Genomic DNA, 25,101 nt, shown 5'->3' on the forward strand with positions numbered 1-25,101 from the left:
CCGTCATTCAGGCGCGCAGCCCACTGCCCCGCAGGGCATCAAGCCGCGCCAGACCATCCGCACTGCCCAGCACCGCAGCCTTTTCCGTCCGCCCCAATCGCGAAGCGGCGCTGTCGGCATCGGGGCTTTCCGCCAGTTTCAGCAAACCCACCAGCAGATCGGGATTGATCGGGTCGCCGGGCCGTCGCGGCGGCGGCAGCATCGCGCGGTGCGCCGCCATCAGCGCCGGGTCGGCCAGCAGCAGATGGATCGCCTCGCCCCCCTCGGCCTCCGGCCGGGCGGCATTGGCGGCGGCGGCGCGGCGCAGGATGTCCGGCGGCGACGTTTCCTCGGGGATCAGCAGCAGCCTGGCTCGCCTCAATGCCTGTCCCGCATCGCGGCTGCTGGTCGCAGCCGCCAGCGGGATGGCAAAGACCAGCCCCAGCAGCACCGGCATCATCCACAGGAACAGCGGGATCGACACGCTCCACGCACATCCGCCCAGAACCAGGCCGAACAGCGTATAGACCCAGTAGCCCCGCACCGTCTCCATGAACGGCACCCCGCCATCGTCACGCCGCTGCGCATTCCAACCCGAATCCCGCCCCAGCAGGATCGACAGCACGCCAGAGGTCTGGATCAGCATCGCCACCGGCGCGACCAGGCCGCCGATCAGCGTCTCGACCAGCACCGACAGCGCCGCCCGCACCGCACCGCCGCAGCCCCGGCGCGCCGCCGGATCGAACAGCAGCGCCACATAGGCCAACAGCTTGGGCGCCAGCAGGATTCCCATGGTGACGATGAACACGTATTTCGCCTGTTGGGGATCGACGTGCGGCCAGTTCGGATACAGGGATTTGGTATCGCCGAAATATTCCGGCTTCTCGAAGCGGGACTGCAGCGAAATCAGGATACCCGCGAGCAGGAACAGCAGCCACATCGGCGAGGTGACGTAGGAGCCGATGCCCATCAGCATATGCATCCGGCTGACCCAGTTCAGGCCGCGCGTTCCCACTACCTTGGCATGCTGCAGATTGCCCTGGCACCAGCGACGGTCGCGGATCGCGATGTCGGTCAGCGAGGGCGGGCTCTCCTCGTACGAACCAGACAGGCCCGGCACCATGTGGATGGCCCAGCCACCCCGGCGCATCAGCGCGGCTTCGACAAAATCGTGGCTGAGGATATGGCCGCCGAAGGGCTTGCGCCCCGGCAGGTGCGGCAGGCCGGCCTGCTCGGCGAAGGCACGGGTGCGGATCACCGCATTATGCCCCCAGTAATTGCCCTCCGCGCCGTGCCACCAGGCAATGCCGTGGGCGATCAGCGGTCCATAGACCCGGCCCGCGAATTGCTGCATGCGCGCGAACAGCGTGGTGCCGTTGACGATTTCCGGCAGGGTCTGGATCAGGCCCACACCCGGATGGCGCTCCATCGCGGCAACGATGCGCACCACCGTTGCGCCCGCCATCAGGCTGTCGGCATCCAGCGTGAGCATCTGCGCGTAGGCCCCGCCGAAGCGGCGCACCCATTCGGCAATGTTGCCCGCCTTGCGCTCGGTATTCACCGGTCGCCGACGGTAGAAAATGCGCGCATCTCCACCCGTCGCGGCCCGCAGGGCCAGAAACGCGGCCTCTTCCTCGACCCACACATCAGGATTGGTGGTGTCGGACAGGATAAAGAAATCGAACGATTCCAGCCGGCCCGTCGCCGCCAGGCTGTCATACATGGCGCGCAGCCCGGCCATCACCCGCCCCGGGCTTTCATTATAGGTCGGCATCAGCAGGGCGGTACGGCTGGACAGCGAAGGCAGCGCCCCCTCCCGCGCAATCCCCAACCCCAGTCCGCCGTGCCGCAACAGCGACACGAAACCGCCCAGGGCGGAGGTAAAGGCCAGCGCAATCCACTGAAACAGCAGCACGAACAGCACCAGCACGACCACGCCCAGCACCGAATAGCCCGCCGAGTTCAGCACCCGGTTCATCTCGTAGGCGCCATAAGCCGTCAGCAGGGTGGCCGAACCGATCACCGCCAGCCGCCGCAGCGCTATCAGCGAAGGTTCAGTTACCGGCGTACGCGGCCGGCCATGCGTCAGGGGCAACGCCGACAGCGATTGTGCCACCATCTCCATCGGGGATTCGTCAGGCAGGGCACGAAAGCCGCCGCCGCCCGGTCCACGCCCGAACCCGCCGTCCGCGCCCGTCCGCGCGCTTTCTCCTAAGGTGTCCATCGATAGGTCCATTGCTCGGATACCGGTCCCGCATCATTGGCCAGAACACAGGTCAGCTCGGCGATCTTGGCATCACCGGGCGCGAATTCGAATGTCGTGCGCCAGCCATGGATGGCCGGATCAGGCTCGACCACAACATTGCGGATCGTGCCGGCCGAACTGCTGGGCACGAGATGGAACCTGGCATCGGGCGGCAGATTGTCGAACGGTGCGCCGCTGAAATCGATCGCGAAGAACCGCGCGGCCGGGTCGTCGGTCACCGCGCCCACGCGGGTGGCGGCAATCCGCGCCAGCCGGGTCGGCCAGGGCGTATCCCACCCCCAGTACATGCGATAGGTAAAGGCATATTCCTTGCCCGCCGCCAGCCCGCCGCCCGGGCGCCAGAACGAGACGATATTGTCGTTCACCTCGTTCGGCGTCGGGATTTCCACCAGATCGACCGCGCCGGCGCCCCAGTCACCGATCGGCTCGATCCACAGCGACGGACGCTTTTCGTAATTCAGCGCCAGATCCTCGAAATCGGCGAAGGCACGCTTGCGCTGCATCAGGCCGAAGCCGCGCACCGAATTGTCCGAAAAAGCCGAGAATTGCAGGTCGCGCGGATTGCGCAGCGGCCGCCACAATTGCTGGCCGCTGCCGGTCCAGATCGACAGCGCCTCGCTGTCATGCGCGGCGGGGCGCCAGTCATCGACATGATTACGGTCGTTGGCGTCGAAATAGAACATGCCCGTCAGCGGCGCGATGCCCGGCTCGTCGATCTTCGTGCGCGGATACACATAGGATTGGACGTCAAAGACGGTCATGTCACCCGGACGGATGGTGAAGCTGAAGGCCCCCGCGACCGACGGGCTGTCCAGCAGCGCATGCACGACCACGGAATCGACGCCCGGCTGCGGCTTCTCCAGCCAGAAAGCGCGGAACAGCGCGAATTCCTCGCCCTTCGGATTACCCGTCCCATCGGCGAAACCCCGCGCCGACAGACCGTAATTCTGTCCCTTCGCCACCGCGCGGAAATAGGACGCGCCGAGAAAGACGCAGAATTCCTCCATCACGCCCGGCGTGTTGATCGCATAACGCAGCCGCAGCCCGGCAAAGCCCACATTATCCGCGACCTTCAGCTTCGGGTCGCCATAAGTGAACAGGTCGGGACTATAGGGCACCGGCGACGATTTGCCGTCCGCGACTTCATAGATCTCGATGCGCGGACGGTAGAGAAAACCGCGCGGGAAGAATTCCACGTCGAAGGCCAGATTCTGGCCGTGCCACAGCGCCTGATCCTCGCGATAGGCGATCGAGCGGTACTGGTCGAAATTCAGCGAATCGATCGCCGAAGGCAGCGTCTGGTCGGGCGCGCGATAGGCGCTGCGCGACAGGCGTTCGGCGATCCGCCGCACCGTGCTGGCATCGAAGGCCCCGGTCGGCGCGGGGGCGCCCGGCGCGTCGGCATGGGCCGCGCGTGCGCCTGCCCCCAGCAGCGACAGCAGCGACACACCCGCCCCGGTCTTCACGAGATCGCGTCTTAACATCCCAACTCCCCGGACGCCGCACCCCGCGGCGCCATCCGTCTATGATCTGCCACCGGACGCCACGGCGCCGGCACTTTCCTGCCATACAGGCAATCTTTTAATTATGACAAAGGCCTGTGGCCATATTGCGGCGCGCCGTTACAATTCCCAAACACGGCATCACCAGCGCGGCGCGAGGCGCGCGGCCAGTTCCCGCAGGGCCGGCAGGGCCGCCTGTGCCGCCCGTTCCTCGACCTCACGATACAGGCGCAGGATTTCAGCCCCCGCCGGCGACAGTTCGGCACCGCCGCCCCCGCCCGGACGGGTCGCGACCAGCGGCTCGACGAAGGCCGCGTTCATGGCTTCGACCAGCAGCCACGCGCGCCGGTAGGACATGCCCATCGCCCGCGCGGCGCCGGAAATCGAGCCGCTTGCACCGATGGCTTCCAGCAGGCGGATCTTGCCATGACCCAGCAACGGCGCGTCATGCGCGTCGATCCGCACCGTCAGACGCGTATCCTCCATCCCGCACCGTCCCCAATCTCGATATATTCCCGACGCTATCCGCCCGCGCGCCGCATGCTATGCTGGAGTTGTCGCCTGCCTGTCGAGAGCGTTTTTACCGCCCATGCCAACCGCCCCCTCTCCACTCGGGCCCCGCCAGGCAAGCTGGCGCGCCATGCGCCCGGACGACCTGCCCGCCGTGCTCAATATCGCGGCACAGGTGCATCCCGCCTATCCCGAGGATGCGGCGGTCTTTACCGAGCGACTGGCGCTATGCCCCTCAGGCTGCCTGGTCCTCGATGGCGGCACGGGGCCCGAGGGCTATGTCCTCAGCCATCCCTGGTGCGCCACCGCCCCGCCGGCGCTGGATTGCGCGCTGGGCGTGCTGCCGACACGTCCGGATTGCTGGTACCTGCATGATATCGCGCTGCTGCCCGGTGCCAGGGGCCGGGGCGCCCCCAGCGCCGCGCTGGCGATCCTGGCCCAGCGCGCGGGACAGGCCGGCCTGTCCCGGATCGCGCTGATCGCCACCGGCAGCGCCGGAGCCTACTGGTTGCGGGTCGGCTTCACCCCGATCGACCTGCCCGAGACCGCCACGATCCTGGCCAGCTATGACTCCAAGGCGCGATTGATGATCCGCGCGGTACATCCCGCCTGACACAGCGCCCGGCAAAGCCATCAGTCCGGCAGGCCGCCATACTGCACCAGCGCCGCCCGCACACCGATGTCACGAATGGCCCGACGCGCGGTGACGATGGCGTCGGTCAGCGCGGGAGACTGAATATCGCGCCAGCCATCGAAGGCGGGAAGGGCCAGGGCCGCCCCCAAATCTTCGGCCTCCGCCAGTTCCAGTTGCGTGGCGTCCAGCGTCGGTTCGGTGGGCGTGTATGGCACGCCCGTTTCGTCCGCCCCACGTAGCGCTTCCAGATAGGCGGCGATGCCGAAGGCGATACGCCGCAGATCTCCACCATCTGACAGCACACACCTTACCGTCTCGGTCCAGAAAACCTGGATCTTGGACGATCCATCGCCGCCGATCCGCAGCAGTTGATCCGCCATCGCCGGGTTGGAAAAGCGCCGCAGCACGCTACGCCGATAATCCTGCGGGTCCAGTCCCGGCGGCGCGTCCAGACGCGGAATCACATCCAGTTCCAGATAGGCATTGACGAGCCGCGCCAGATCGGGGTCGCGCAGCGCCTCATCCACCTGGCGATAGCCCAGCAGGATACCGGGAAAGGCCAGCAGGATATGCGACGCGTTCAGCATCCGCACCTTCACGTGCTCATAACCGGTCACATCGGTGACGAACTGGACGCCAGCCTCTTCCAGCGCCGGCCGGCCGGCGCAGAACCGGTCCTCCACCACCCATTGGGTGAAATCCTCGGTCACCAGCGGCAACGCGTCGTCCAGCCCGCTGGCGGCATTCAGCGCACCGGCAGTCGCATCATCCACCGACGGCGTGATGCGATCGACCATGCCGTTGGGGAAGGAGACATGCGCCTCGATCCAGGCAGCGAGGTCCGGATCGCGCGCCCTGGCAAAACCCAGGAATGCCGTCCGCGCGACATCCCCATTATGGCGCAGATTGTCGCAGGAGAGCACGGTGAACGGCCCCACCCCGGCGGCCCGGCGCCGGGCCAGAGCCTCGACAACATAGCCGAAGATCGTCGTCGGGGCACTGCTGGCCAGATCGGTCCGCACCGCAGCATGATCCAGGCGAAATTCCCCCGTCGTCTCGTCGATATTGTAGCCACCCTCGGTGATCGTCATGCTGACAATGCGCACCGACGGGTCGGCCAGCAGGTCCAGCACCGCCTTCGGGTCGGCAGGGGCCAGCAGGTACCCACGCAGGGCACCGATCACCCGCACCGCGCGCCCACCGTCCGGGGCGGCTTCGGTCAGGGAATAGAGACAATCCTGCGCCGCGAACTGTTCGGCCTTGCGTTCGGAACGTCCACCCGCCGTCAGGCCGACACCGACAATGCCCCACCCTTGCTGTCCCGCCAGCGCCAGGCAGCGATCAACGTAGAAGGCCTCGTGCGCGCGGAAGAAATTGCCAACGCCGAAATGCACGATGCCGGTTCCGATGGTAGCCGGATCATAGGCCGGGGCGGATACACCAGCCGGAAGAGCCTTCAGAATCGTCCGGTTCAGCATGGCGTCTACCCTCCGTTTTTGTTCGCCTCTGGATATGGAAGCGCCGCACCATCAGACCAGACCGCCCGAACCGCGCGCTCCAGATCGTCATGCAGCATCCCCAACGTAAACTGCATGGGCGGGCTCCAGTGCGGGCCTGGCGGGTGCAGCACGGCCAGTACCGTCGCCGCATCCTCCCGCGCGATCAGCCGGCGCCCGCGCGCCGCGCGGGCGCAGCGGCGGGAAAGCTGCGACAACACGCGTGCCAGCGCCCGGCGTTCGGCATCCAGCGCGGCATCCACGGTCGGCAATTCCCCGGCTTCGGTCGCCGCCCGGGCGGCGAAGACGGCGCTGCCACGGAGGCGCCGCAGCAGCCCCGGCAGAACATCCAGCAGTGGATCGGGCCGCCGGCGCAGGACGCGCAGCCCCTCCACCCGGGTTTCGGCCACCGCGCCGTAGATTTCCTGCAGATGGGTGCGGCAGGCCTCGTCGATCGTCTCGATCGTGTCATGGTCCAGTTCGCCGCGCAGCGCCCGATCCAGCAAATCCGCGATATCGGCGATCAGCCGACCCGAGGCGGTCAGCACATCACCCCGCGCCCCATCGTGCAGCACGAACATCGTGACCACCAGCGAGGTCACGACGCCGATCAGGATCGAGGCAATCCTGTCCAGCGGCCGCAGGAACGGGTCGCCGCTGATGGGAAACAGCAGGACAATCATCAGCGTCACGGCGGCAAAGCGCAGGTTCGGCCGCGCCGCCGCCAGCAGCGCCAGCGGTGTCAGCGCCAGCCAGAAGGCCAGCCAGCCCGGCATCGTCCCGGTCTGGACCAGCAAGATGGCGAACAAGCCCGCCCCCGCGCCCACCAGCGTGCCCACGATCTGGTCGCGCCCGGTGGTCAGGGTCTGGGTGATGCGGCTCTGCGTGACGATGACCGAGGTGATCACCGACCACACCGGCTCATGCAGATGCACCGCCCGCGCCAGAAGATCCGACAGCAGAACGGACACCAGTAAGCGCGCCGCCTGGCGGATCTCGGCCCCCCTTGGCTCCAGCAGCCGGCGAATCGCCGCCCAGCGCGCGGGCGGCGGCGCGGCCGGTGCGCCCGCCGTCCTGGCGTCATGCTCCATCATTCGGCCACGGAATTTATTTCGTATCGTCCGCCAGCGACAGGGGCACCCAACGCAGACCGTCGCCGTTCTGGACCAGGAACAGGATCGACCGCCGGTGCTTCGCCCGCGCCGCATCGACCAGGCGCCGCAGGTCAGCGGGTGTGGCAACCTCCGCCTGCTGGACCTGCGTGATCACATCTCCGGCGCGCAAACCACGGTCGGCCGCCGCGCCGTCCTGTGCCACGCTGGTCACGACCACGCCCTTCTGCCCTTCGAGCAGGTTGAATTTCTGACGGGCGACGTCGTCGATTGCCCCCACGGTCAGGCCCAGCCCCTGAAGCTGCACGCTGCCCTGCGCCTTCGTATCAGGCTTGGGTGCCGGCGCTTCCTTGGGGTCTTCCGGCAACGCACCGACCGTGACCGAGGCCGTCACCTCCTGGCCATGCCGCCAGACGCCCAGCTTCACCACCTGTCCGGGGGCGGTATCGGCCATCAGGCGCGGCAGGGCGCGACCGTCGATATCCTTGCCGTTCAGCGTCTGGATCACGTCACCGACCTGCAATTTGGCGGCGGCGGCCGGCCCCTTGGCCTCGACACCGGCGATCAGCGCGCCGTGCGCGGCCTTCAGCCCCAGCCCATCGGCGATATCCTGCGTCACGTCCTGAATCCGCACGCCGATCCAGCCGCGCGAGACCTTGCCGGTGCGGCGCAGCTGATCGATGATTCCCCGCGCCTCGGCCGAGGGGATCGAAAACCCGATGCCGATCGACCCGCCGGACGGCGAATAGATCGCGGTATTGATCCCGATCACCTGCCCCTGCATGTCGAACAGCGGGCCACCCGAATTGCCCTTGTTGATCGGCGCATCGGTCTGGATGAAATCGTCATACGGCCCCTGCTCGATATTGCGGCCACGCGACGAGATGATGCCCGCCGTCACCGTGCCCGACAGGCCGAACGGGTTGCCGATCGCCAACACCCAGTCGCCAACCCGCGCATGATCGCTGTCGCCGAAGGACACGGCCGGCAGCGGGTGAGGCGTCTCGACCTTCAGTACCGCGAGGTCGGTCCGGTCGTCATGGCCCAGCAGCCTGGCCTTGAGCACGGTATTGTCCTGGAGCGTCACCGTGATCTGGTCCGCATGCCGGATGACGTGGTTGTTGGTGACAACGATCCCCGACGCATCGATGATGAAGCCCGATCCCAGGGCCTGCATCTTGCGCGGCGCGGCCTCGGGGCCGTTCTGGTGGCTCATGAAGTCGTGGAAGAATTTCTCGAAGGGTGACCCCTCGGGGAAATTCGGGATCTGCGGCGCGTCCTCGCCATCGCCCTCCGAATCCCCCTCATCGTCCCCCGGCTTGACCGTCTCGGTCGTCGAGACATTGACCACCGCCGGCAGCAGCCGCGCCGCCAGGTCGGCGAAACTGTCAGGGGTACCCCGGCCCGGCGCGGGCAGGCGGATCGACGGCGCGGCATCAACTTGCGGGGATGCCACCATCGCGGGTTCAGCCCGGGCACCCCCCGCCGCGATCAGGGAAAGAGCCGCCGCCAGCCCGACAGCGGCGAACGGACGATGGGAAACCGGAACAGGCAGGGACATGGGGTAAAGCGCTTCCACCAGGCAGGTCGTCGTGATCCGACTATCCTAGAGCATGATCGCGCCCAAATCGGAAGGGCGGACCGTCCCACCGGCAATCACCCGCCATGCGCGAACGCTCCCACCGGCGCCCCCGTCAGCTCCACCAGCCACCGCGCGACCGCCTCCCCCAGCAGCAGGTAGCCTTGGTCACCCATGTGCAGTCCATCGGGCGACAATTCGTCACGCTCCATGCCCAGTTCCGCGCACCAGGATTTCATGCGGGCATAGCGCCCAAAGACCGGGATCCCCAATTCCGCCCCGATGCGGTGCACGGCCGGGACGAAAGGCGGAAAGGCTGCGCATTCCTCAAGCATGCGGCAATATTGCGGGTCGATCAGTGCCAGATCGGCCCCCGTGCCACGGGTGGTCATCAGGTCCTGGCGCGTCAGGTCCTCATAGGTTTCCAGCTTCACGCCCTGCCAGGCGTCGTTGCTGCCCGTCTGCCACATCACAAGGTCCGCCTCGTCGGCCAGCACGCCGGACAGCCGATCATGCATCTCCTGCGCGCCATTGCCGCCGATTCCGCGATTGATCACCGTCAGCCCACCGGTCACGAAAGGGGCGAAAGTCCGTTCAAAAACTGCGGCGAATCCATGTTCCGGACTACTGGCGCCGATCCCTTCGGTGGTTGAAGACCCGAACAGGGTCACATGCACCTTCTGGCCGCGCCGCAGCCGATCGGTCAGGCGCGGCAGGACAGGAGAGGGCGGAAGATCGGTCGCTTCATTCATCAATGGGCTCTTTCCATCACGGTCGCGGCGGGCGCCGGATTGCCGCGCACCTCAGCCGCCGGAGCGCGTCCCGCCTGAAGTTGTTTCTGCCTGACACGGGCCCGGTCGAGAACCGCCGCCAGGCCCCACAGGATCGTGAATCCGATCACATTCACCGCGATCTGCAGCATCCAGCCGGACCCGAAGGAGGTAAAGACCAGCCGGGCATACAGGTCGATCACCGTCCCGACCGAGAAGACTTCCAGCGAATGGCGCCCGAACAGCGCCATGACCCGCCCGATGCGCCCTTCGGCGGCACCGCGCACACCGTGCGAGGACTGGACGAGATAGAAGATCGCCAGCACGTCCAGCAGCCGCAGCGGCGCGAGCACGCTCTTGTCCGGCGCAGTCAGGGCGAAGGGCCGCAGGTCAGGCAGGCCCCATTGCTGCCAGGGAAAGGCCTCCAGCGCGGAAACCGCCAGATAGACGCCGCAGGCCCAGCGCAGCCAGCCCCGGCGCGGCAGGCTGCCGTCATGCCGCCCCGCCACCACGGCGCCGCAGGCCCCCAGAGTGAAGAGGAACTGCCAGGCCAGCGGGTCGAAATACCACCCGTCCGGGTCCAGCCAGTTGGGGAAATTGATCGAGGGGTCGAGATTGATCAACAGCCACAGGCCGCCACTGAGCGCCAGCGTCAGCCGCAGGCTCGTGCGGATCAGCAGGTAGATCAGCGGAAAGACACCCAGCAGCACCATGTAGAGCGGCAGAATGTTCAGATTGCTGGGCAGGGCGTCGAGGAACATGACACGCCAGAAGGAACTCAGCCCATGCGCCAGTTCGGGTTCGAGGAAATCGACCGGCACCGGCCAGAAGGCACGCCAGTAGCGGATGGTCGCCGTTGTCACCACCACCATGACGGCCTGGAAAACATACAGCCGCGCGCAACGCCGCCACACCCGGCCCACACCGGCACGCAACCCCACCCGCTGGAAATTCCGGCCATAGGCCAGCCACGAGGCATAGCCCGCCAGCAGCACGAAGATCTCCGCCGCGTCGGCAAAGCCGACATTGCGCAACGTGAAGCGGTTCAGCACGTTCTGCGGAATATGGTCGACGAACATCATCAGCAGCGCGACGCCGCGCAGTGCATCGATCCGATGGTCGCGCCGGCTCCCGGACGGCCTCACAGACACCGTCGCCCCTTGTCCTGACCCGGACGAAACCTGCGGGCGAGGCCCGGATGCAGTCATATCAGCCGGTTCTCCTCTCCGCCGCAACATGCGGCGTCTTTCGACAAATGGAGCGGAACCGCCCGCCACTCCAGTCCCGTTGCGATTTCTTACATATGCCCCGAACATGCCCGTGCGACCATTCCGATTTGCGCGCAGACGGTTTTCGCCTATGTCCGGGCAACGACGCGACCACGCCCCACGCGGCCGCCAGGGAAGGACTGACCATGACGGAACCCACGCCGGCGCAGATCACCGACATCCTGCGTCAGGTCCGCGACGCGGACGGATCGACGATCCTGGACCATGCGGCCCTGGATACGACAATGTTGCGCGACGGGACATTGCATGTCGCCCTGGCCACCGACCGGGCGGCGGCCGGACGCATCCAGCCCCTGCTCCCGGCGGCCGAACAGGCGCTGCGCGCCCTGCCCGGCGTCAGTGCCGCTAGTGTGATCCTCACCGCCCACCGCCCCGCATCAGCCCCCGCACCCGCACCGGGTGGCGGCCACCGGCCGCTGAATCTGGGCGGCCCCGGCAGTCGCCCCACGCAGGGGCCGATCCTGCCGGAGGTGCGTACCGTCATCGCCGTGGCCTCGGGTAAGGGCGGCGTCGGCAAGTCCACCACCGCCGTGAACCTGGCCGTCGGGCTGGGGATGGAGGGGCTGCGCGTCGGCCTGCTCGATGCCGATATCCACGGCCCTTCCCTGCCGCGCATGATGGGCCTGCACCAACCGCCCCAGATCCGCGAGGGCCGCATGGCGCCACTGGAGGCGTGGGGTATCCGCGCCATGTCCATCGGCCTGCTGGTGGACGAACGGCAGGCGATGATCTGGCGCGGCCCGATGGTGATGGGCGCGCTGGGCCAGCTTCTGGGCGACGTGGAATGGGGCGCGCTGGACGTGCTGGTGGTGGACATGCCCCCCGGCACCGGCGACGCGCAGCTGACGCTGGCGCAGAAGGTCTCGCTGGCGGGCGCGGTCATCGTCTCCACCCCGCAGGATATCGCGCTACTCGACGCCCGGCGCGGAATCGCGATGTTCGAGAAGATGAACGTCCCCGTGCTCGGCGTGGTCGAGAACATGTCCTATTTCTGCTGCCCGAACTGCGGCCACCGCACCGACCTGTTCGGCCATGGCGGCGCCCGGTCGGAGGCCGATGCGCTGGGCGTGCCTTTCCTGGGCGAAATCCCGCTTCTGGCCGATATCCGCGCCAGCGCCGACGCCGGCGCCCCCATCGTCATATCGGCCCCCGACAGCCCCGCCGGCCAAGCCTATCGGGCACTGGCCCATACGGTGGCTGCGACGGTCAGGCGGGCTACAGCTTCCGGTCGCGCTTAACCCGGTCCCACGCCGCATTGATCTGCGCGATCCGCCCGGCCGCGGCCTCCAGTGCCGCCTCGTCGGCACCTCGGGCCGTCATGGCGTCGGGATGATGTTCGCGCACCAGGACACGCCAGGCCGCGCGCACTTCGGTGTCCGTCGCATTGCGGGCCACGCCCAGCACGGCATAGGCGTCGATCTCGCTCACATCGGGCCGGGCGCCACCGGATTCGGCACGGTCCCACGCCCCGGGGCCGAGGCCGAAGGCCTGGTGCACTCGCCGCAGGAAACGGATTTCCGCTGGATGCAGCGCCTCGTCCGGCCCCAGATCGGCGCGGGCGATGCCGAACAGGACGGCGAGCGCCTCTTCCAGCATCTCAGGCTTGTCGTGAAACGCCCGGCCCAACTCGACGGCGAAGGATTCGAAATCATCAACCCGCTGCCGTGCCTGGTCGAACAGGCGGCCCACATCGCTTGCATTTTCGACAGGGATCTGAAACCGGCGCTTAAAGGCGTCGATCTCGGCCCGGTTCACCGGCCCGTCGCATTTGGCGACCTTGGCGCATAACACGACCATCACCAGCCCATAGAGCTGGTCGCGCTTGCCCATCACCGATGCCAGCTTGGCCGCCACGAAAGTGGCTGCCCCATTCGGGTCGGCATTCATTCGGGGGCCCCAGCGGTCGGTCCAGCCGCCGACGGGCGTTTCCAGGATCGATCCGTTATCCGCCGCATGACCAAGCGCCGCGCCCAGCACGGCGCCCATGGGGCCGCCAACCGCGAACCCTGCCACACCGCCGAATAATTTACCCCAGATCGCCATTCTTCCCGCCCAGATGTCCGGACCACCTATGGTCTAGCATGCGTGCGGCGTCCCCCCCAAATCAGCGCGTGCCTGCGCCGCATGCAACGCTGCGACCCGCAGCGCGGACGCCAAAGGCCGCACCGGATCGCGCGCGGTGTCAATACCGGCGATCAGCGCCGGCAGGCCAAGCCCCCGCGCACGTGCCATGCGTTCCAGCGCCGCCCAGAATTCGGGTTCCAGCGCCACGCTGGTCCGATGCCCGGACAGAATCAGGCTGCGCTTGACCAGGCCGCCGCTCATCCGGCCAGTCGCCCGACCGCCCAGCGTGCGGTCTCGGCTACCACGGCGTTCGAATCATCACACAGGTCTCGCGCCACCGGCTCCAGGGCGGCATACCCCGAATTGCCAATAGCCACCAGCACGTTGCGCACGAACCGGTCCCGGCCGATCCGCTTGACGGGCGAGCCCGAGAACAGGGCGCGGAACCCCGCATCGTCCAGACGCGCCAGCTCAGCCAGGCGTGGCGCCGTCAGATCCTCGCGCGCCCGCAGCTTCATGTGACGCGACTCCGTGGCAAAGCGGTTCCAGGGACAGACCGCCAGGCAATCGTCACAACCGTAGATCCGGTTCCCCATCGCCACCCGGAATTGCTCCGGGATCGGTCCGGGATTCTCGATCGTCAGGTACGAAATGCAGCGCCGCGCATCCAATTGGTATGGTGCGGGAAAGGCGTCGGTCGGGCAGGCCTCCAGGCAGCGCTGGCATGACCCGCATCGGCCACCCGAAGCATCGGATGCCGGCAGGACCAGGGTGGTATAGATTTCACCCAGGAACAGCCAGCTTCCATGCCGGCGCGAGACCAGGTTGGTGTGCTTGCCCTGCCAGCCCAGCCCAGCCTGCTCAGCCAGAGGCTTTTCCATCACCGGTGCGGTATCGACGAAGACCTTGACCTCGGGCGCGGCTCCCGCGCGCGCACCTTGAGCCACCACGAACTGGGCCAGATGCTTAAGCATGCCCTTGACCACATCGTGATAGTCGCGATGACGGGCATAGACCGAGATATTCCCCCGGTCCGCCAGGCGCGTCGTCGCCAGCGCGTCGCCGGGCGGGGCGTAGGACAGGCCCAGCGCGATCACGCTCCGGGCCTCGGGCCACAGAACGCGCGGATCGCCGCGCTGTTCCACCCGCTCGGCCAGCCAGCCCATCGCGCCATGATGGCCCGCCGCCAGAAAATCAGCCAGACGCTGCCGGGCGCCATCCCCCAGCGCGGCCTCGCAGAATCCCACCGCATCGAAGCCCAGCGCCAGCGCCTTGTCGCGAATGGCCTCGCGTAGCGCGACAGCTCGGCCGGGCGGCTGGCCGTGCTCCATCAGGGAACCGGTGGAATATCGGGCAGTGGCATCTCGTCCGGGGTCCAGTCCTCCATCGCCCATTGCGCGCGCAGCCACGCCGCGTGCGCCTCCAGCGAGCCCTCGACGATCGCCGACCGGATCCCGCGCATCAGGCGCTGGTAATAGGCCAGATTGTGCCAGGTCAGCAGCATCGGCCCCAGGATCTCGTTCGCACGGAACAGATGATGCAGATAGGCACGGCTATGCCGCGTGCAGGCCAGGCAGTCGCAATGCGGCGAGATCGGGCGCGAATCCACCGCGTGCCGCGCATTGCGCAGGTTCAGCGTGCCGCGCTCGGTATAGGCACGCGCCGTGCGCCCCGCCCTGGTGGGCATGACGCAGTCGAACATGTCCACCCCGCGCTCGACGCTGCCCAGCAGGTCGTCTGGCGTACCCACCCCCATCAGGTAACGCGGGCTGTCCCACGGGATCAGCGGGGTGGTGGCGTCCAGCGTGGAGAACATCAGTTCCTGCCCCTCGCCCACCGCAAGCCCGCCGATGGCATAGCCCTCGAAGCCGATTCCGGTCAGGGCGCGCACGCTTTCGGCCCGCAATTCGGCCTCGGTGCCGCCCTGGATGATGCCGTACTGGGCGTAACCGAGGCGCTGCACGAAGGCTTCGCGGCAGCGTGCGGCCCAACGCATCGACATCCGCATGGACTGCGCGATGACCTCGGGCGCGGCCGGCAGGGCCGGGCATTCGTCGAAGCACATGGTGATTGTGGCATCCAGCGCGTGCTGGATGTCGGTCGAGCGTTCAGGCGTCAGCCGGTGCTTGGAGCCGTCGATATGCGAGCTGAACGTTACCCCGTCCTGGTCCAGCTTGCGCAGCGGGCCCAGCGACATGACCTGGAAGCCGCCCGAATCGGTCAGGATCGGCCCCGGCCAGTCCATGAAGCGATGCAGCCCGCCCAGGGCACGCACCCGCTCCGCTCCCGGCCGCAACATGAGGTGATAGGTGTTACCCAGCACGATACCGGCGCCGGTGGAGCGCACGGCGTCCATCGTCATCGCCTTGACGGTGCCGACCGTGCCCACGGGCATGAAGGTGGGCGTCGGTACCGTGCCATGGGCGGTGTGCAGGTGCCCGGCCCGCGCCCGGCCGGAGCGGGCCTGCTCGACCCAGCGGAATGCGGTGCTCATGCGCCCGTCCCCTCGGGAGTCGGCGCGCGATGCAGAAGGCAGGCGTCGCCATAGGAATAGAAGCGGTATCCCGCGCCGATGGCATGGGCATAGGCGTCGCGCATCCTGTCATATCCGGCAAAGGCGCAGACCAGCATGAACAGGGTCGAGCGCGGCAGGTGGAAATTGGTCATCAGCAGGTCCACCGCCCGGAAGCGGTAGCCGGGGCGGATGAAGATCGCGGTGTCGCCGTCGAAGGGCCGGATCGTGCCGTCGGGGTCGGCGGCGCTTTCCAGCAGGCGCAGCGACGTGGTGCCGACGGCGACGATCCGGCCGCCCGCGCGGCGGGTGCGGTTGAGGCGTTCCGCCGTTTCTTCGGTGATCACGCCGCGTTCGGCATGCATGCGGTGACCGGCGATGCTGTCGCCCCGCACCGGCAGGAAGGTCCCGGCGCCGACATGCAGGGTCAGGGTGCAGCGCTCCACGCCTGCCGCGTCCAGCGCCGCCAAAAGCTGGGGGGTGAAGTGGAGGCCCGCCGTGGGGGCGGCGACGGCACCGCGATGGGCGGCGAAGATGGTGGCGTAGTCCTGCCGGTCCTGTTCGGTGGGTCCTTGGGGGCGGTCGATGTAGGGCGGCAGTGCGAGTACGCCGGCCTTCTGGAGAAAGGCGTCGAAGGCCTCGCCCTCGGTATCGAAACGCAGGATCACCCCGCCCTCGTCATCGCGCGACACAATGCTGGCGGTGTTGGGCGTACCCGGAAAGGTCAGCACGTCGCCGGCGCGCAGCCGGCGGGCGTTGCGGGCCAGCGCGTGCCAGGTCCCGTCCGGCAGGATGCGGTCCAGCGTGATGCCGATCCGTGCTTCGCCCCGCCTTGCGTCGAGCTGCGCCGGGATGACGGCGGTGTCATTGGCCACCAGCAGGTCGCCCGGCCGCAGCAGCGTGGGCAGGTCGCGTACCACCCGGTCATGGAACGGGCCGGTCGGCATGATGTCCAGCAGGCGCGCGGCATCGCGCGGGCGTGCCGGATGTTCGGCGACCAGGGCGGGGGGCAGGTCGAAATCGAAATCGGAGACTTGGTCACTCATCGGACGCACCGTTTACGGAATCCGGCGCCGCGTGGCCAGCATAACGCGCCGGCACGATGCGACGGTTGGACAGTGGCGCCGCCGCCGGTCAGAATGGCAGCCTTTCATTCTGGGGCCTCCCGCCCCCACATTGCAAATCGGAGCCTGAGCCATGTCCTATGCCGCGCTTGATGCCGCCCGTGTCGCCCGCGCCTGCAAATCCGCCCTGAGCGTGCTGGAAGGCAGCGACGAGACGTCCGAAGCCCATGTCCGCAAGACGCTGATGGTCCAGCGCATCGCCGCCCTGGCCGAAGCTGCCGCCCAATCCCCCGCCGGCGGTGCCGTCATTACCCTGACGTCGGAGGAATTCTGGATGGTCAGCAAGAACTGGTAACGTCCCCGCCAACGAAGGACAGACCGAGATGACATTCACCCTGACCAGCCGCGCCTTCAAGGACGGCGAGCGCCTGCCGGACGCGCAGGTCTTCGACGGGATGGGCTATCGCGGCGGCAATATCTCGCCGCCGCTGGCATGGAGCGGCGCGCCCGAGGGCACGCGCAGCTTCGCCGTCACGATGTACGACCCCGACGCCCCCACCGGCTCGGGCTGGTGGCATTGGGTGGCGGTGAACATTCCCGCCAGCGTCACCAGCCTGCCCGCCGGCGCCGGATCGGGCGATGCCGACCTGCCGGACGGCGCGTTCATGACCCGCACCGATTTCGGCGGCAACGTCTATGGCGGCGCCGCCCCGCCGCCGGGCCCCGCGCACCGCTATATCTTTACCGTCCACGCGCTGGATACCGAGACGCTGAGCGTGCCCATAGACGCGTCCGGCGCGATGGTCGGCTTTTTTCTGCACAGCCATGCGCTGGGATCGGCCAGCCTGACGGCCCTGTTCGGGCGGCAGCCCTGAAAACCCTGCTGGCCGGGGATACCCGGCCGGCATCATGGACCTATGCGCCCGTCTGGGCGGGAAACCGTCCTGCGAAGGCCAGTTCGGACAATGGCCGCCGGCCGGACGGCGTTTCGCGGGCGCGCAGCCCTTCGGGCAGGATGTCGGCCGGCCCTTGCCGGCCGATGACGATGGCCGCGTTCAACGCATAATCGTCCGGCAGTTCCAGGCCCGCGCGCGCGACCTCCTTGTCGAACCCGCTGACCGGGTGGGTCGCCCAACCCGCGCGGACGGCCTGGAGCTGCACCAGCACGGCCGCCGCGCCGGCATCGAATGCGTGGGTCGGGGCGGGGACCGGCTCGGCCTTGCCCGCCGTGATGGTGTGCGAGGCGACATAGACCAGCGCCGAGGCGTGCTGGGCCCAGGAATGGTTGAACGGGATCAGCCAGGAGAGGAAGCGTTCCCAATCGGGTGTGTCCCGACGGGCATAGAGAAAGCGCCATGGCTGGGAATTATAGGCGGACGGTGCCCAGCGGCCGGCCTCGAGAAGGGCCAGAAGATCCGCCTCGGAAATCGGCGCGGCGACAAAGGCGCGGGGCGACCAGCGGTCGAGGATCAGCGGCTCGACGGGCGTTTCGGACACGCGCCCGGATGATTCACTCATGGTAATCGGCCTCTTTCAGCATATGCACTCCAGAACGAGTGTGCATCAATCGTCGCGCACGCCAAGCGATTCCAGCAGGACGCCGCGCGATCGCGCCGGTTTGCCCCGTCCTAGGCCCAGCACGGGTTCTGCCAGACGCGTTTCCCGGGCAGCAGCCGCAGCGCCGGCAGGGTGCGCCAGCCGGCATGCCGTCATGACCCAATCGCGGGACCTGACGCTGGACCTGACCGCGCGGGAGATCGCCGACGGCATTCGCCCCGCCCGTTTCAGCATGCAATCGGTGGTCGCGGAATCAATCCGGCGCGCGGAGATCGCGCAGGCCCGACTGAATCCCTTTACGCTGATCCGTGCCGGGCAGGCGATCCTGCCCGGGCCACGCGGCGGCCCGCCCCATGAAGGATGTCAGGCATGCCCATGCGGACATGCTGACGGGCCCCTGGGAGAGGCGTCCGCCGCGCCGTTTCAGTAAGGCCCGGGCCCCATGGGCCCTGCGCCGTAGGCACCGGCGATCACGCTGGCGATGATGCCCGTGGCCACGGCCGTGAGCAGGAACTGATTGCCATACTGGACCCAGTAATAACCCGGCGGCGGGGCGTAGAGGCCGCGATAGCGCCGCCAGTCCTGCACTGCCCACATGCCCGAACGGGGGCCGTCATAGCGATCGCCGCGTCTCCAGACGCGGCCGCCGCCATTCCACGGGCCGCCGCGGTCGTACCCGGGCCCGCCGGGTCCACGGCCGCGATTGTCGCCATAATTGGCGGGCCGGCCACGGTCATAGCCAGGGCCGCCGCCATAACCGCGATTGTCGCCCTGATTGTTCGGGCCGCCACGGTCATAGCCGGGGCCACCACCATGGCCGCGATTGTCGCCCTGGCCGTTCGGGCCGCCACGGTCATAGCCGGGGCCGCCGCCATGGCCGCGATTGTCGCCCTGGCCGTTCGGGCCGCCACGGTCATAGCCGGGGCCGTACGGATCGGCGTAGGCGCCGGAGGCGCCCACGATCGCGCAGCTCATGACCAGGGCCGCAATCAGTCTTGTCTTCACCTGGCTCTCCTCCTGCAGGTGGCGGGATCATGTTGGCCAGTTGTGGCGAAATCCAGACGCGATCCCGCATGGCGAATTACAAAATGTTCGGAAGAGGACGATCTTTCGTGAACGCGGCGTCAATCCGGCCGTGGCCCTTGCCCCGGCCCCGGCGCGTTCATAGCTCCAGGAAAGCGGCAGGGTGCCAGCCCGGGGAGACGCCTATGAAAATCGGCATTATCGGCGCCGGCCATATCGGCGGCACCCTGGCCCGGCGCCTGGCGGCGCTGGGCTATACCGTTCTGGTGGCCAATTCCCGTGGCCCCGAGACGCTGGGCGACCTGGCGGCGGAAACCGGGGCCGCCGCCGTGACGCCACGCGAGGCGGTGAAGGGCGTCGACCTGATCGTGCTGACGATTCCGGAGAAGAACGTCCCGCATCTGCCCCACGACCTGTTCGCGGACGTGCCGCCCGCATTGCCGGTGGTCGATACCGGGAACTATGACCCGCAGCGGCGGGACGGCATGGTCGCGGCGATCGAGGCCGGCCTGCCGGAGAGCCGCTGGGTGGCGCGGACGATCGGGCATCCGGTGATCAAGGCGTTCAACAATATCTATTTCCTGCATCTTCTGGAGAACGGCAAGCCACCGGGAACGCCGGGGCGCATCGCCCTGCCCGTCGCGGGTGACGACCCAATCGCCAAGGGGATCGTGATGGACCTGGTGCATGATCTCGGCTTCGACGCGGTGGATGCCGGCGGGTTGGACGAATCCTGGCGGCAGCAGCCCGGCACGCCGGTCTATGCCACCGACCTGGACATTGCCGGCGTGAAAAAGGCACTGTCCGAGGCCCGTCCCGAACGGACCGACCAGTGGAAGGCCAGATGACCCCGATGCCCGAGCCGATCCGACCGGTCGAGACGATCGCCAGCTATCATGCCCATGTCTATTTCGACGGCGCGGAGGAGCGCGCGGAGGCCGAACGCCTGCGCGCCGCCATCGCCGACCGCTTCGCCGTGCGGCTGGGCCGCTGGCATGAGGCGCCGGTCGGGCCGCACACGCTGCCGATGTACCAGATCGCCTTCGAGACCGCGCTGTTTGCGACCCTGGTGCCGTGGCTGATGCTCAATCATCGGAGCCTCAGCGTGCTGATCCATCCGAATACGCGCTTTCCGCGCCGGGATCACCTTCTGGACAGCGCCTGGCTTGGCGAGCGCCGCGCGTTGCTGGCCGAACGCCTGCCGGAAGAAGCGCCCGAGGCGGATGGAGCCGGGATGGCGAATACGCGGCCGGGCGGCGCGTGAGCCTGCCGACGATAGCGGGCGCGACCTTCGCCGGCTTTCTTATCCCGCCAATTCATCGAGAAGGGCTTCGGCGTGATGCAGCAGCCGATCCGCATCGGCCGTGGTGAACACCAGCGGCGGACGGATCTTGAGCGTATTGGCGTGAAGCCCCGTTGCCGAGATCAGGACGCGCCGGTTCCTGAGGCCGTTGACGATGCGTGCCGCCAGCACGCCGTCCGGCGCCTTGCTCGCCGGGTCCTGGACCATCTCCACCCCGACATACAGGCCGGCACCGCGAATATCGCCGATGACCGGGAAGCGTTTCCGCAATGCGGCGAAGCCGGCGCGGATATAGTCCCCGACGCGATCCGCATGTTCGGGCAGGGCGTCGTCCCGCAGGATGTCGAGCGTGGCCTGGGCGGCGGCGATCGCAACCGAATTGCCGCCGAACGTATTGAAATAGCGCCTGTCGCGTCCGAAACCGGCGACGATGTCGGAGCGGACGGCAAGAGCCGCGACGGGAAAGCCATTGCCCATCGGCTTGCCCATCGTCACCATGTCGGGATCGACGCCATGGCGGCGATAGCCCCAGAATCCCTGGCCGGTCCGGCCGAATCCGGCCTGGACCTCGTCGGCGATGAAGACGCCGCCCCGGCTCCGCACCAGATCGGCCACCGGCGCCAGCAGGTCGACCGGATCGTCGTAGATGCCGTCTGAGGAAAAGATGGAATCGCAGATGAACGCGGCGAGCCCGTTTCCGTGCCGTTCCAGATCGTCGATCTGGCGCGCCACGTGGTCGAGAAACCAGGAAACCATCGTGTCACGCGGAAGACGATAGGAATCGGGGGTGGGGACCTGCCGGACCCATTGGCCCAGTGGCGCGCGGCGCCCGAGCGATGGTGAAAGCCCGGCCGTGAGGCTGGAATTTCCGTGATAGGCCTCGGACGTGATGATGATTCCGTTCCGGCCCGTATGGTGCTGCGCGATGCGCAGCGCCAGGTCGTTGGCTTCCGAACCGGTGCAGGTGAACATGATGTGGCCGTCATCGGCCAGCGTTCCGCCGAAGCTCGGCAGAATCCGCTCCGCATAGCGCAAGATGGGTTCCTGCACGTAGCGCGTGTGCGTACACAGGCGCGCAGCCTGTGCCGCGATCGCCTCCGCGACACGCGGATGCGCATGTCCGACGCCGGCGACATTATTATAGGCGTCGAGATATTCCTCGCCGTTCTGGTCGTAGAGGAATGTGCCGCACCCCCGTTCGATGCGCAGCGGATTTTCGTAGAACAGGCGATAGGCCGGGCCGAGCAGGCGCATGCGCCGCTCGATCATGCCGCGCGTCTCGGCATCGCAGTCCGCCAGGCGGCCGGGGTCGAAGGCGTTGACCATCGCCTCGTCCTGTTTCACGGAAGTCATGCGCAGAGGCCCCGATCGTCGATTCATCCCGAGATCCGAGGGTATAAGGGTCTTGTTTTCCAGACCAGTCCCTTTTCCCTCCTGCTGCCCCGGTCGCCGCCGACGGCCGGAATCGGGCGGCCTTCACCCGTTCCGATGGAATGATGACCGTACCAAAAGTAAGTCAAACGACGGCGTTCGGCGTCTTCCGATCTGCTACGAATTTATGACCGGAAAAATACACGGAAGAATGCAAGCATGGGTCGCTGGACCGAATTTTCCAGATCCGCGAAGCTGAGCGGCATCGGCGTTTCTGAGATTATCCGCATCGGCGCGGAAGCCCGAAAGCTCGCCGAGACGCACAGGGACGTCATCTCCCTCAGCGCGGGCGAGCCCGATTTTCCAACCCCCGACAATGTCAAGCTGGCAGGCATCGGCGCCATATTGACCAACCAGACCCGCTACACCGCCCTTGACGGCACCGCTGAACTCAAGGCCGCGATCCGGCGCAAGTTCAGGCGCGAGAACGGCCTGGATTATGCCGGCGACGAAATCAGTGTCGGCGCCGGAGCCAAGCAGGTGCTTTTCAACATCCTGATGGCGACGCTGAACCCGGGGGACGAGGTGATCGTTCCGTCTCCGTGCTGGACGACCTACCTGGACATGATCCGGCTGGCCGGCGGCACGGCGACCGTGGTGCCGTGCTCGGCGGAAACCGGTTTCCGCCTGTCGCCGGAACAGCTCGCCGCCGCACTGACCCCCCGGACGCGCTGGCTGCTGCTCAATTCCCCGTCCAATCCCACAGGCGCCGTCTATGGCGCGGCGCATCTCGCAGCGCTGGCCGAGGTGCTGCGCACGGCCCCCCGCGTCGGCGTCGTCTCCGACGATATCTATGAACATGTTCTCTATGATTCGGCACCATTCGCCACGATGGCCGCCATCTGCCCGGACATGAAACCCCGCGTGGTCATCGTCAATGGCGTCTCCAAGGCCTATTCGATGACCGGCTGGCGCGTGGGCTATGCCGCCGCCGCGCCGGACATCATCGCCGCCATGGCGGTCGTGCAGAGCCAGAGCTCCTCCAACCCGTGCTCGATCAGCCAGATCGCCGCGATCGAGGCCCTGGACGGTCCGCAGGACATCATAGCGGAACGGCGCGACGCCTTCCGCCGCCGCCGGGACAGGATCGTCGCCGGCCTCAACACGATCCCGCATGTCCATTGCCTACTGCCCGACGGGGCATTCTATGCGTTCGCGGACATGCGCGGGCTCCTTGCTAGACCGGAATTAAAACGGAAGGATATGACCGACGATGCCGCGCTGTGCCGGTATTTCCTGCACGAATGCCATGTCGCGGCCGTGCCGGGATTCTGTTTCGGAGGTCCGGGATATTTGCGGCTTTCCTACGCGGCGTCGGACAAAATGATCGACGAGGCGCTGGAACGCATGAAAGCGGGCGTCGAGCGGTTGCTGAAACGCTAGGAGCGGCGGAAGATGGCGGGCATGATCGCGCGGGGCGGACGAGCCATATATGGGGTACCACTCGGTATCCTGATGCTGGAAGCACGCTTCCCGCGTATTCCGGGCGACATGGGCAATGCCGAGACCTGGCCCTTTCCCGTGCAGCTCTGCGTCGTGGAGGGTGCCACCCCTGAACGGATCGTCCTGGGCGACCCGCGCGAATGGCTGAAGCCTTTCATCCGCGCCGCGCGGCGCCTGATCGACCTGGGTGTGTCGGCCATCACGACGAACTGCGGCTTTCTTGCCCTGTTGCAGCCGCAACTGGCCGCCGCCCTGAATGTTCCGGTCGCGACATCGTCGCTCATGCAGGTTCCATGGGTCAACGCGACACTGCCGCCCGGCCGGCGGGCAGGCATCGTGACGGTCTGCGCCGCGACGCTTACGCAGGCCCACCTTGCCGCCGTGGGGGCGCCCGCGGACACGCCCGTCATGGGCACCGAGGATGGCGCGGAGTTCTTCCGCGTCCTGATCAAGGCGGAAAGCGAGACGATGGACGTCGCCCTGGCGGAGCGCGACGTGGTGGAGGCCGCGCGGGCGCTGGTGCGCCGGCATCCGGATGTTGGCGCCATCGTCCTGGAATGTACCAACATGCCGCCCTATGCCGCCGCCGTCGCCGCAGCGACCGGGCTGCCGGTCTATGACATCTATTCCATGGTCACATGGTTCGTGGCCGGCATGCGGCCGCGCGTCTTTTCCAGCGATTATTCGCGGCTGTAATTTTTCGGGAAGGGAAGCCAGGGCATGGATCTGGGACTGGAGGGGCGCCGCGCGATCGTGTGCGGTGCCAGCCGCGGCATGGGCCGGGCGATCGCCGTGACGCTGGCCACCGAAGGGGCGGCGGTCACGCTGGTGGCGCGCGACCGTACGGCGCTTGAGGAAACCGCGTCGCTGGTGCGTGTGCGGACCGGGCGCGACGCGGCGGTCGTGGCGGCGGACCTGACGCGGGATGAGGACCGGCAGCGGATCTTCGCCGCCTGTCCCCAGCCCGACATCCTGGTGAATAACGGCGGCGGCATGCCGCCAGGCGATTTCCGCGACTGGGACCGGGCGCACTGGATCGCGGGCGTGGACATGATGATGCTGGCCCCGATCGAAATGATCCGCCTGGCAGTGGACGGCATGAGCGAACGCGGCTTCGGCCGCATCGTCAACATCGTCTCGCGCAGCGTGAAGAATCCGCAGGCCGAGATGGGCCTTTCCAATGCCGCGCGATCGGGGCTGGTGGCCTTTTCGTCGGGCCTGGCGCGCCAGTTGGTGGCGCGGAACGTCACGATCAACAATGTCCTGCCGGGCATCATCGATTCGGCGGCGCAGCACGCCCATGTCCATGACCTGTCGCGCATGACGGGGCGCAGCTACGACAGTATCTGGGCGGAGCGCGCCGCCGCCAACCCCGCGAAACGGTTCGGCGATGTCGAGGAGATCGCGGCGGCGGTTGCCTTCTTCTGCTCGCACAAGGCGGGTTTCATGACCGCCCAGAGCCTGCTGGTGGACGGGGGCGACTATCGCGGCCTGTTCTGAAACAGCATCAAACATTCCAAAACGGAATATATGTGGGAGGCGTTTTGCCTTCTCATTCCGAGACAGA

The 25,101-nt window shown here is 67.5% G+C and carries 26 protein-coding genes; 10 read left to right on the forward strand and 16 right to left on the reverse strand.

What is annotated here, in order from left to right; genetic code table 11:
* Positions 1-7 precede the first annotated feature (7 nt).
* From mdoH to HLH36_RS12245, 3 genes are all read right to left on the reverse strand, one after another.
* Entirely contained in the window at positions 8-2,203 is a 2,196-nt protein-coding gene (mdoH, locus tag HLH36_RS12235) for a glucans biosynthesis glucosyltransferase MdoH (RefSeq protein ID WP_275943793.1), read from the reverse strand.
* Positions 2,191-3,729: a glucan biosynthesis protein gene (locus HLH36_RS12240; RefSeq protein ID WP_182986646.1), complete on the reverse strand. Its 1,539-nt coding sequence runs from the start codon at positions 3,727-3,729 to the stop codon at positions 2,191-2,193. The genes mdoH and HLH36_RS12240 overlap by 13 nt, the downstream gene beginning before the upstream one ends.
* Positions 3,730-3,888: 159 nt before the next feature.
* A complete protein-coding gene (locus tag HLH36_RS12245) occupies positions 3,889-4,233 on the reverse strand; it encodes a winged helix-turn-helix domain-containing protein (RefSeq protein WP_182986647.1) in 345 nt (114 codons plus the stop codon).
* A gap of 103 nt (positions 4,234-4,336) precedes the next feature.
* Between HLH36_RS12245 and HLH36_RS12250 the strand changes: the two genes are divergently transcribed.
* Entirely contained in the window at positions 4,337-4,870 is a 534-nt protein-coding gene (locus tag HLH36_RS12250; RefSeq protein ID WP_246376773.1) for a GNAT family N-acetyltransferase, read from the forward strand.
* A 20-nt stretch (positions 4,871-4,890) separates the two neighbouring features.
* Here the strand turns inward: HLH36_RS12250 and HLH36_RS12255 are convergent, their stop codons facing one another.
* The 5 genes from HLH36_RS12255 to HLH36_RS12275 form a co-directional block, all read right to left on the reverse strand.
* Positions 4,891-6,369: a mannitol dehydrogenase family protein gene (locus tag HLH36_RS12255; RefSeq protein WP_182986648.1), complete on the reverse strand. Its 1,479-nt coding sequence runs from the start codon at positions 6,367-6,369 to the stop codon at positions 4,891-4,893.
* 5 nt (positions 6,370-6,374) lie between these two features.
* The gene (locus tag HLH36_RS12260) at positions 6,375-7,481 is read right to left on the reverse strand and encodes an FUSC family protein (RefSeq protein WP_182986649.1); all 1,107 of its coding nucleotides are present in this window, start codon (positions 7,479-7,481) and stop codon (positions 6,375-6,377) included.
* 13 nt (positions 7,482-7,494) lie between these two features.
* Positions 7,495-9,060 carry a DegQ family serine endoprotease gene (locus HLH36_RS12265; RefSeq protein WP_182986650.1) on the reverse strand — a complete coding sequence of 522 codons (1,566 nt, stop codon included), beginning with the start codon at positions 9,058-9,060 and terminating at the stop codon, positions 7,495-7,497.
* A 95-nt stretch (positions 9,061-9,155) separates the two neighbouring features.
* The gene (locus HLH36_RS12270) at positions 9,156-9,830 is read right to left on the reverse strand and encodes an SGNH/GDSL hydrolase family protein (RefSeq protein WP_182986651.1); all 675 of its coding nucleotides are present in this window, start codon (positions 9,828-9,830) and stop codon (positions 9,156-9,158) included.
* A complete protein-coding gene (locus HLH36_RS12275; RefSeq protein ID WP_182986652.1) occupies positions 9,830-11,056 on the reverse strand; it encodes an OpgC family protein in 1,227 nt (408 codons plus the stop codon). The genes HLH36_RS12270 and HLH36_RS12275 overlap by 1 nt, the downstream gene beginning before the upstream one ends.
* Positions 11,057-11,262: 206 nt before the next feature.
* On the opposite strand from HLH36_RS12275, the gene HLH36_RS12280 reads away from it, so the two are divergent.
* Positions 11,263-12,375, forward strand: coding sequence for an Mrp/NBP35 family ATP-binding protein (locus HLH36_RS12280; protein ID WP_182986653.1), 1,113 nt, complete (start codon positions 11,263-11,265; stop codon positions 12,373-12,375).
* Here HLH36_RS12280 and HLH36_RS12285 read toward each other — a convergent pair.
* Genes HLH36_RS12285 through queA form a run of 5 tightly spaced genes read right to left on the reverse strand, consistent with a single transcriptional unit; the run spans position 12,353 to position 16,759 of the window.
* Complete coding sequence (locus HLH36_RS12285) at positions 12,353-13,180, reverse strand: TerB family tellurite resistance protein (protein WP_182986654.1); 828 nt, start codon at positions 13,178-13,180, stop codon at positions 12,353-12,355. The two genes, HLH36_RS12280 and HLH36_RS12285, sit on opposite strands and share 23 nt — an antisense overlap.
* 33 nt (positions 13,181-13,213) lie before the next feature.
* Positions 13,214-13,462, reverse strand: coding sequence for a ribbon-helix-helix domain-containing protein (locus HLH36_RS12290; protein WP_182986655.1), 249 nt, complete (start codon positions 13,460-13,462; stop codon positions 13,214-13,216).
* The gene (gene queG / locus HLH36_RS12295; RefSeq protein WP_182986656.1) at positions 13,459-14,532 is read right to left on the reverse strand and encodes a tRNA epoxyqueuosine(34) reductase QueG; all 1,074 of its coding nucleotides are present in this window, start codon (positions 14,530-14,532) and stop codon (positions 13,459-13,461) included. The genes HLH36_RS12290 and queG overlap by 4 nt, the downstream gene beginning before the upstream one ends.
* Entirely contained in the window at positions 14,532-15,695 is a 1,164-nt protein-coding gene (gene tgt / locus HLH36_RS12300) for a tRNA guanosine(34) transglycosylase Tgt (protein ID WP_182986657.1), read from the reverse strand. The genes queG and tgt overlap by 1 nt, the downstream gene beginning before the upstream one ends.
* The gene (queA, locus tag HLH36_RS12305; protein ID WP_182986658.1) at positions 15,692-16,759 is read right to left on the reverse strand and encodes a tRNA preQ1(34) S-adenosylmethionine ribosyltransferase-isomerase QueA; all 1,068 of its coding nucleotides are present in this window, start codon (positions 16,757-16,759) and stop codon (positions 15,692-15,694) included. Before queA ends, tgt begins: the two co-directional genes overlap by 4 nt.
* A 151-nt stretch (positions 16,760-16,910) precedes the next feature.
* Here queA and HLH36_RS12310 point away from each other — a divergent pair, with 151 nt between their 5' ends.
* Together HLH36_RS12310 and HLH36_RS12315 are read left to right on the forward strand one after the other, a co-directional pair.
* Entirely contained in the window at positions 16,911-17,132 is a 222-nt protein-coding gene (locus HLH36_RS12310; RefSeq protein ID WP_182979432.1) for a hypothetical protein, read from the forward strand.
* 28 nt (positions 17,133-17,160) lie between these two features.
* A complete protein-coding gene (locus tag HLH36_RS12315; RefSeq protein WP_182986659.1) occupies positions 17,161-17,652 on the forward strand; it encodes a kinase inhibitor in 492 nt (163 codons plus the stop codon).
* Positions 17,653-17,692: 40 nt separating this feature from the next.
* Here the strand turns inward: HLH36_RS12315 and HLH36_RS12320 are convergent, their stop codons facing one another.
* Complete coding sequence (locus tag HLH36_RS12320; RefSeq protein WP_182986660.1) at positions 17,693-18,295, reverse strand: nitroreductase family protein; 603 nt, start codon at positions 18,293-18,295, stop codon at positions 17,693-17,695.
* Positions 18,296-18,488: 193 nt separating this feature from the next.
* Here HLH36_RS12320 and HLH36_RS12325 point away from each other — a divergent pair, with 193 nt between their 5' ends.
* Positions 18,489-18,764 (forward strand): hypothetical protein, encoded by a 276-nt coding sequence (locus tag HLH36_RS12325; RefSeq protein WP_182986661.1) that lies wholly within the window; start codon positions 18,489-18,491, stop codon positions 18,762-18,764.
* Here HLH36_RS12325 and HLH36_RS12330 read toward each other — a convergent pair.
* A complete protein-coding gene (locus HLH36_RS12330; RefSeq protein ID WP_338030449.1) occupies positions 18,758-19,339 on the reverse strand; it encodes an RcnB family protein in 582 nt (193 codons plus the stop codon). The two genes, HLH36_RS12325 and HLH36_RS12330, sit on opposite strands and share 7 nt — an antisense overlap.
* A gap of 203 nt (positions 19,340-19,542) precedes the next feature.
* Between HLH36_RS12330 and HLH36_RS12335 the strand changes: the two genes are divergently transcribed.
* Positions 19,543-20,205, forward strand: a complete 663-nt coding sequence (locus HLH36_RS12335; RefSeq protein ID WP_182986662.1) for an NADPH-dependent F420 reductase — start codon at positions 19,543-19,545, stop codon at positions 20,203-20,205.
* The gene (locus tag HLH36_RS12340; protein ID WP_182986663.1) at positions 20,202-20,621 is read left to right on the forward strand and encodes a DOPA 4,5-dioxygenase family protein; all 420 of its coding nucleotides are present in this window, start codon (positions 20,202-20,204) and stop codon (positions 20,619-20,621) included. The genes HLH36_RS12335 and HLH36_RS12340 overlap by 4 nt, the downstream gene beginning before the upstream one ends.
* Before the next feature lie 39 nt (positions 20,622-20,660).
* Here HLH36_RS12340 and HLH36_RS12345 read toward each other — a convergent pair whose 3' ends face one another.
* Positions 20,661-22,013 carry an aspartate aminotransferase family protein gene (locus HLH36_RS12345; RefSeq protein ID WP_220792822.1) on the reverse strand — a complete coding sequence of 451 codons (1,353 nt, stop codon included), beginning with the start codon at positions 22,011-22,013 and terminating at the stop codon, positions 20,661-20,663.
* A 237-nt stretch (positions 22,014-22,250) separates the two neighbouring features.
* Here HLH36_RS12345 and HLH36_RS12350 point away from each other — a divergent pair, with 237 nt between their 5' ends.
* Genes HLH36_RS12350 through HLH36_RS12360 form a run of 3 tightly spaced genes read left to right on the forward strand, consistent with a single transcriptional unit; the run spans position 22,251 to position 25,034 of the window.
* Positions 22,251-23,474: a pyridoxal phosphate-dependent aminotransferase gene (locus HLH36_RS12350; RefSeq protein ID WP_182986664.1), complete on the forward strand. Its 1,224-nt coding sequence runs from the start codon at positions 22,251-22,253 to the stop codon at positions 23,472-23,474.
* 12 nt (positions 23,475-23,486) lie between these two features.
* A complete protein-coding gene (locus HLH36_RS12355; RefSeq protein ID WP_182986665.1) occupies positions 23,487-24,230 on the forward strand; it encodes an aspartate/glutamate racemase family protein in 744 nt (247 codons plus the stop codon).
* Between the two features lie 24 nt (positions 24,231-24,254).
* The gene (locus HLH36_RS12360) at positions 24,255-25,034 is read left to right on the forward strand and encodes an SDR family oxidoreductase (protein ID WP_182986666.1); all 780 of its coding nucleotides are present in this window, start codon (positions 24,255-24,257) and stop codon (positions 25,032-25,034) included.
* The last annotated feature ends 67 nt before the right edge of the window (positions 25,035-25,101 follow it).

It is taken from the genome of Gluconacetobacter aggeris (assembly GCF_014174395.1).
In the GTDB taxonomy this organism is placed as follows: Bacteria; Pseudomonadota; Alphaproteobacteria; order Acetobacterales; family Acetobacteraceae; genus Gluconacetobacter; species Gluconacetobacter aggeris.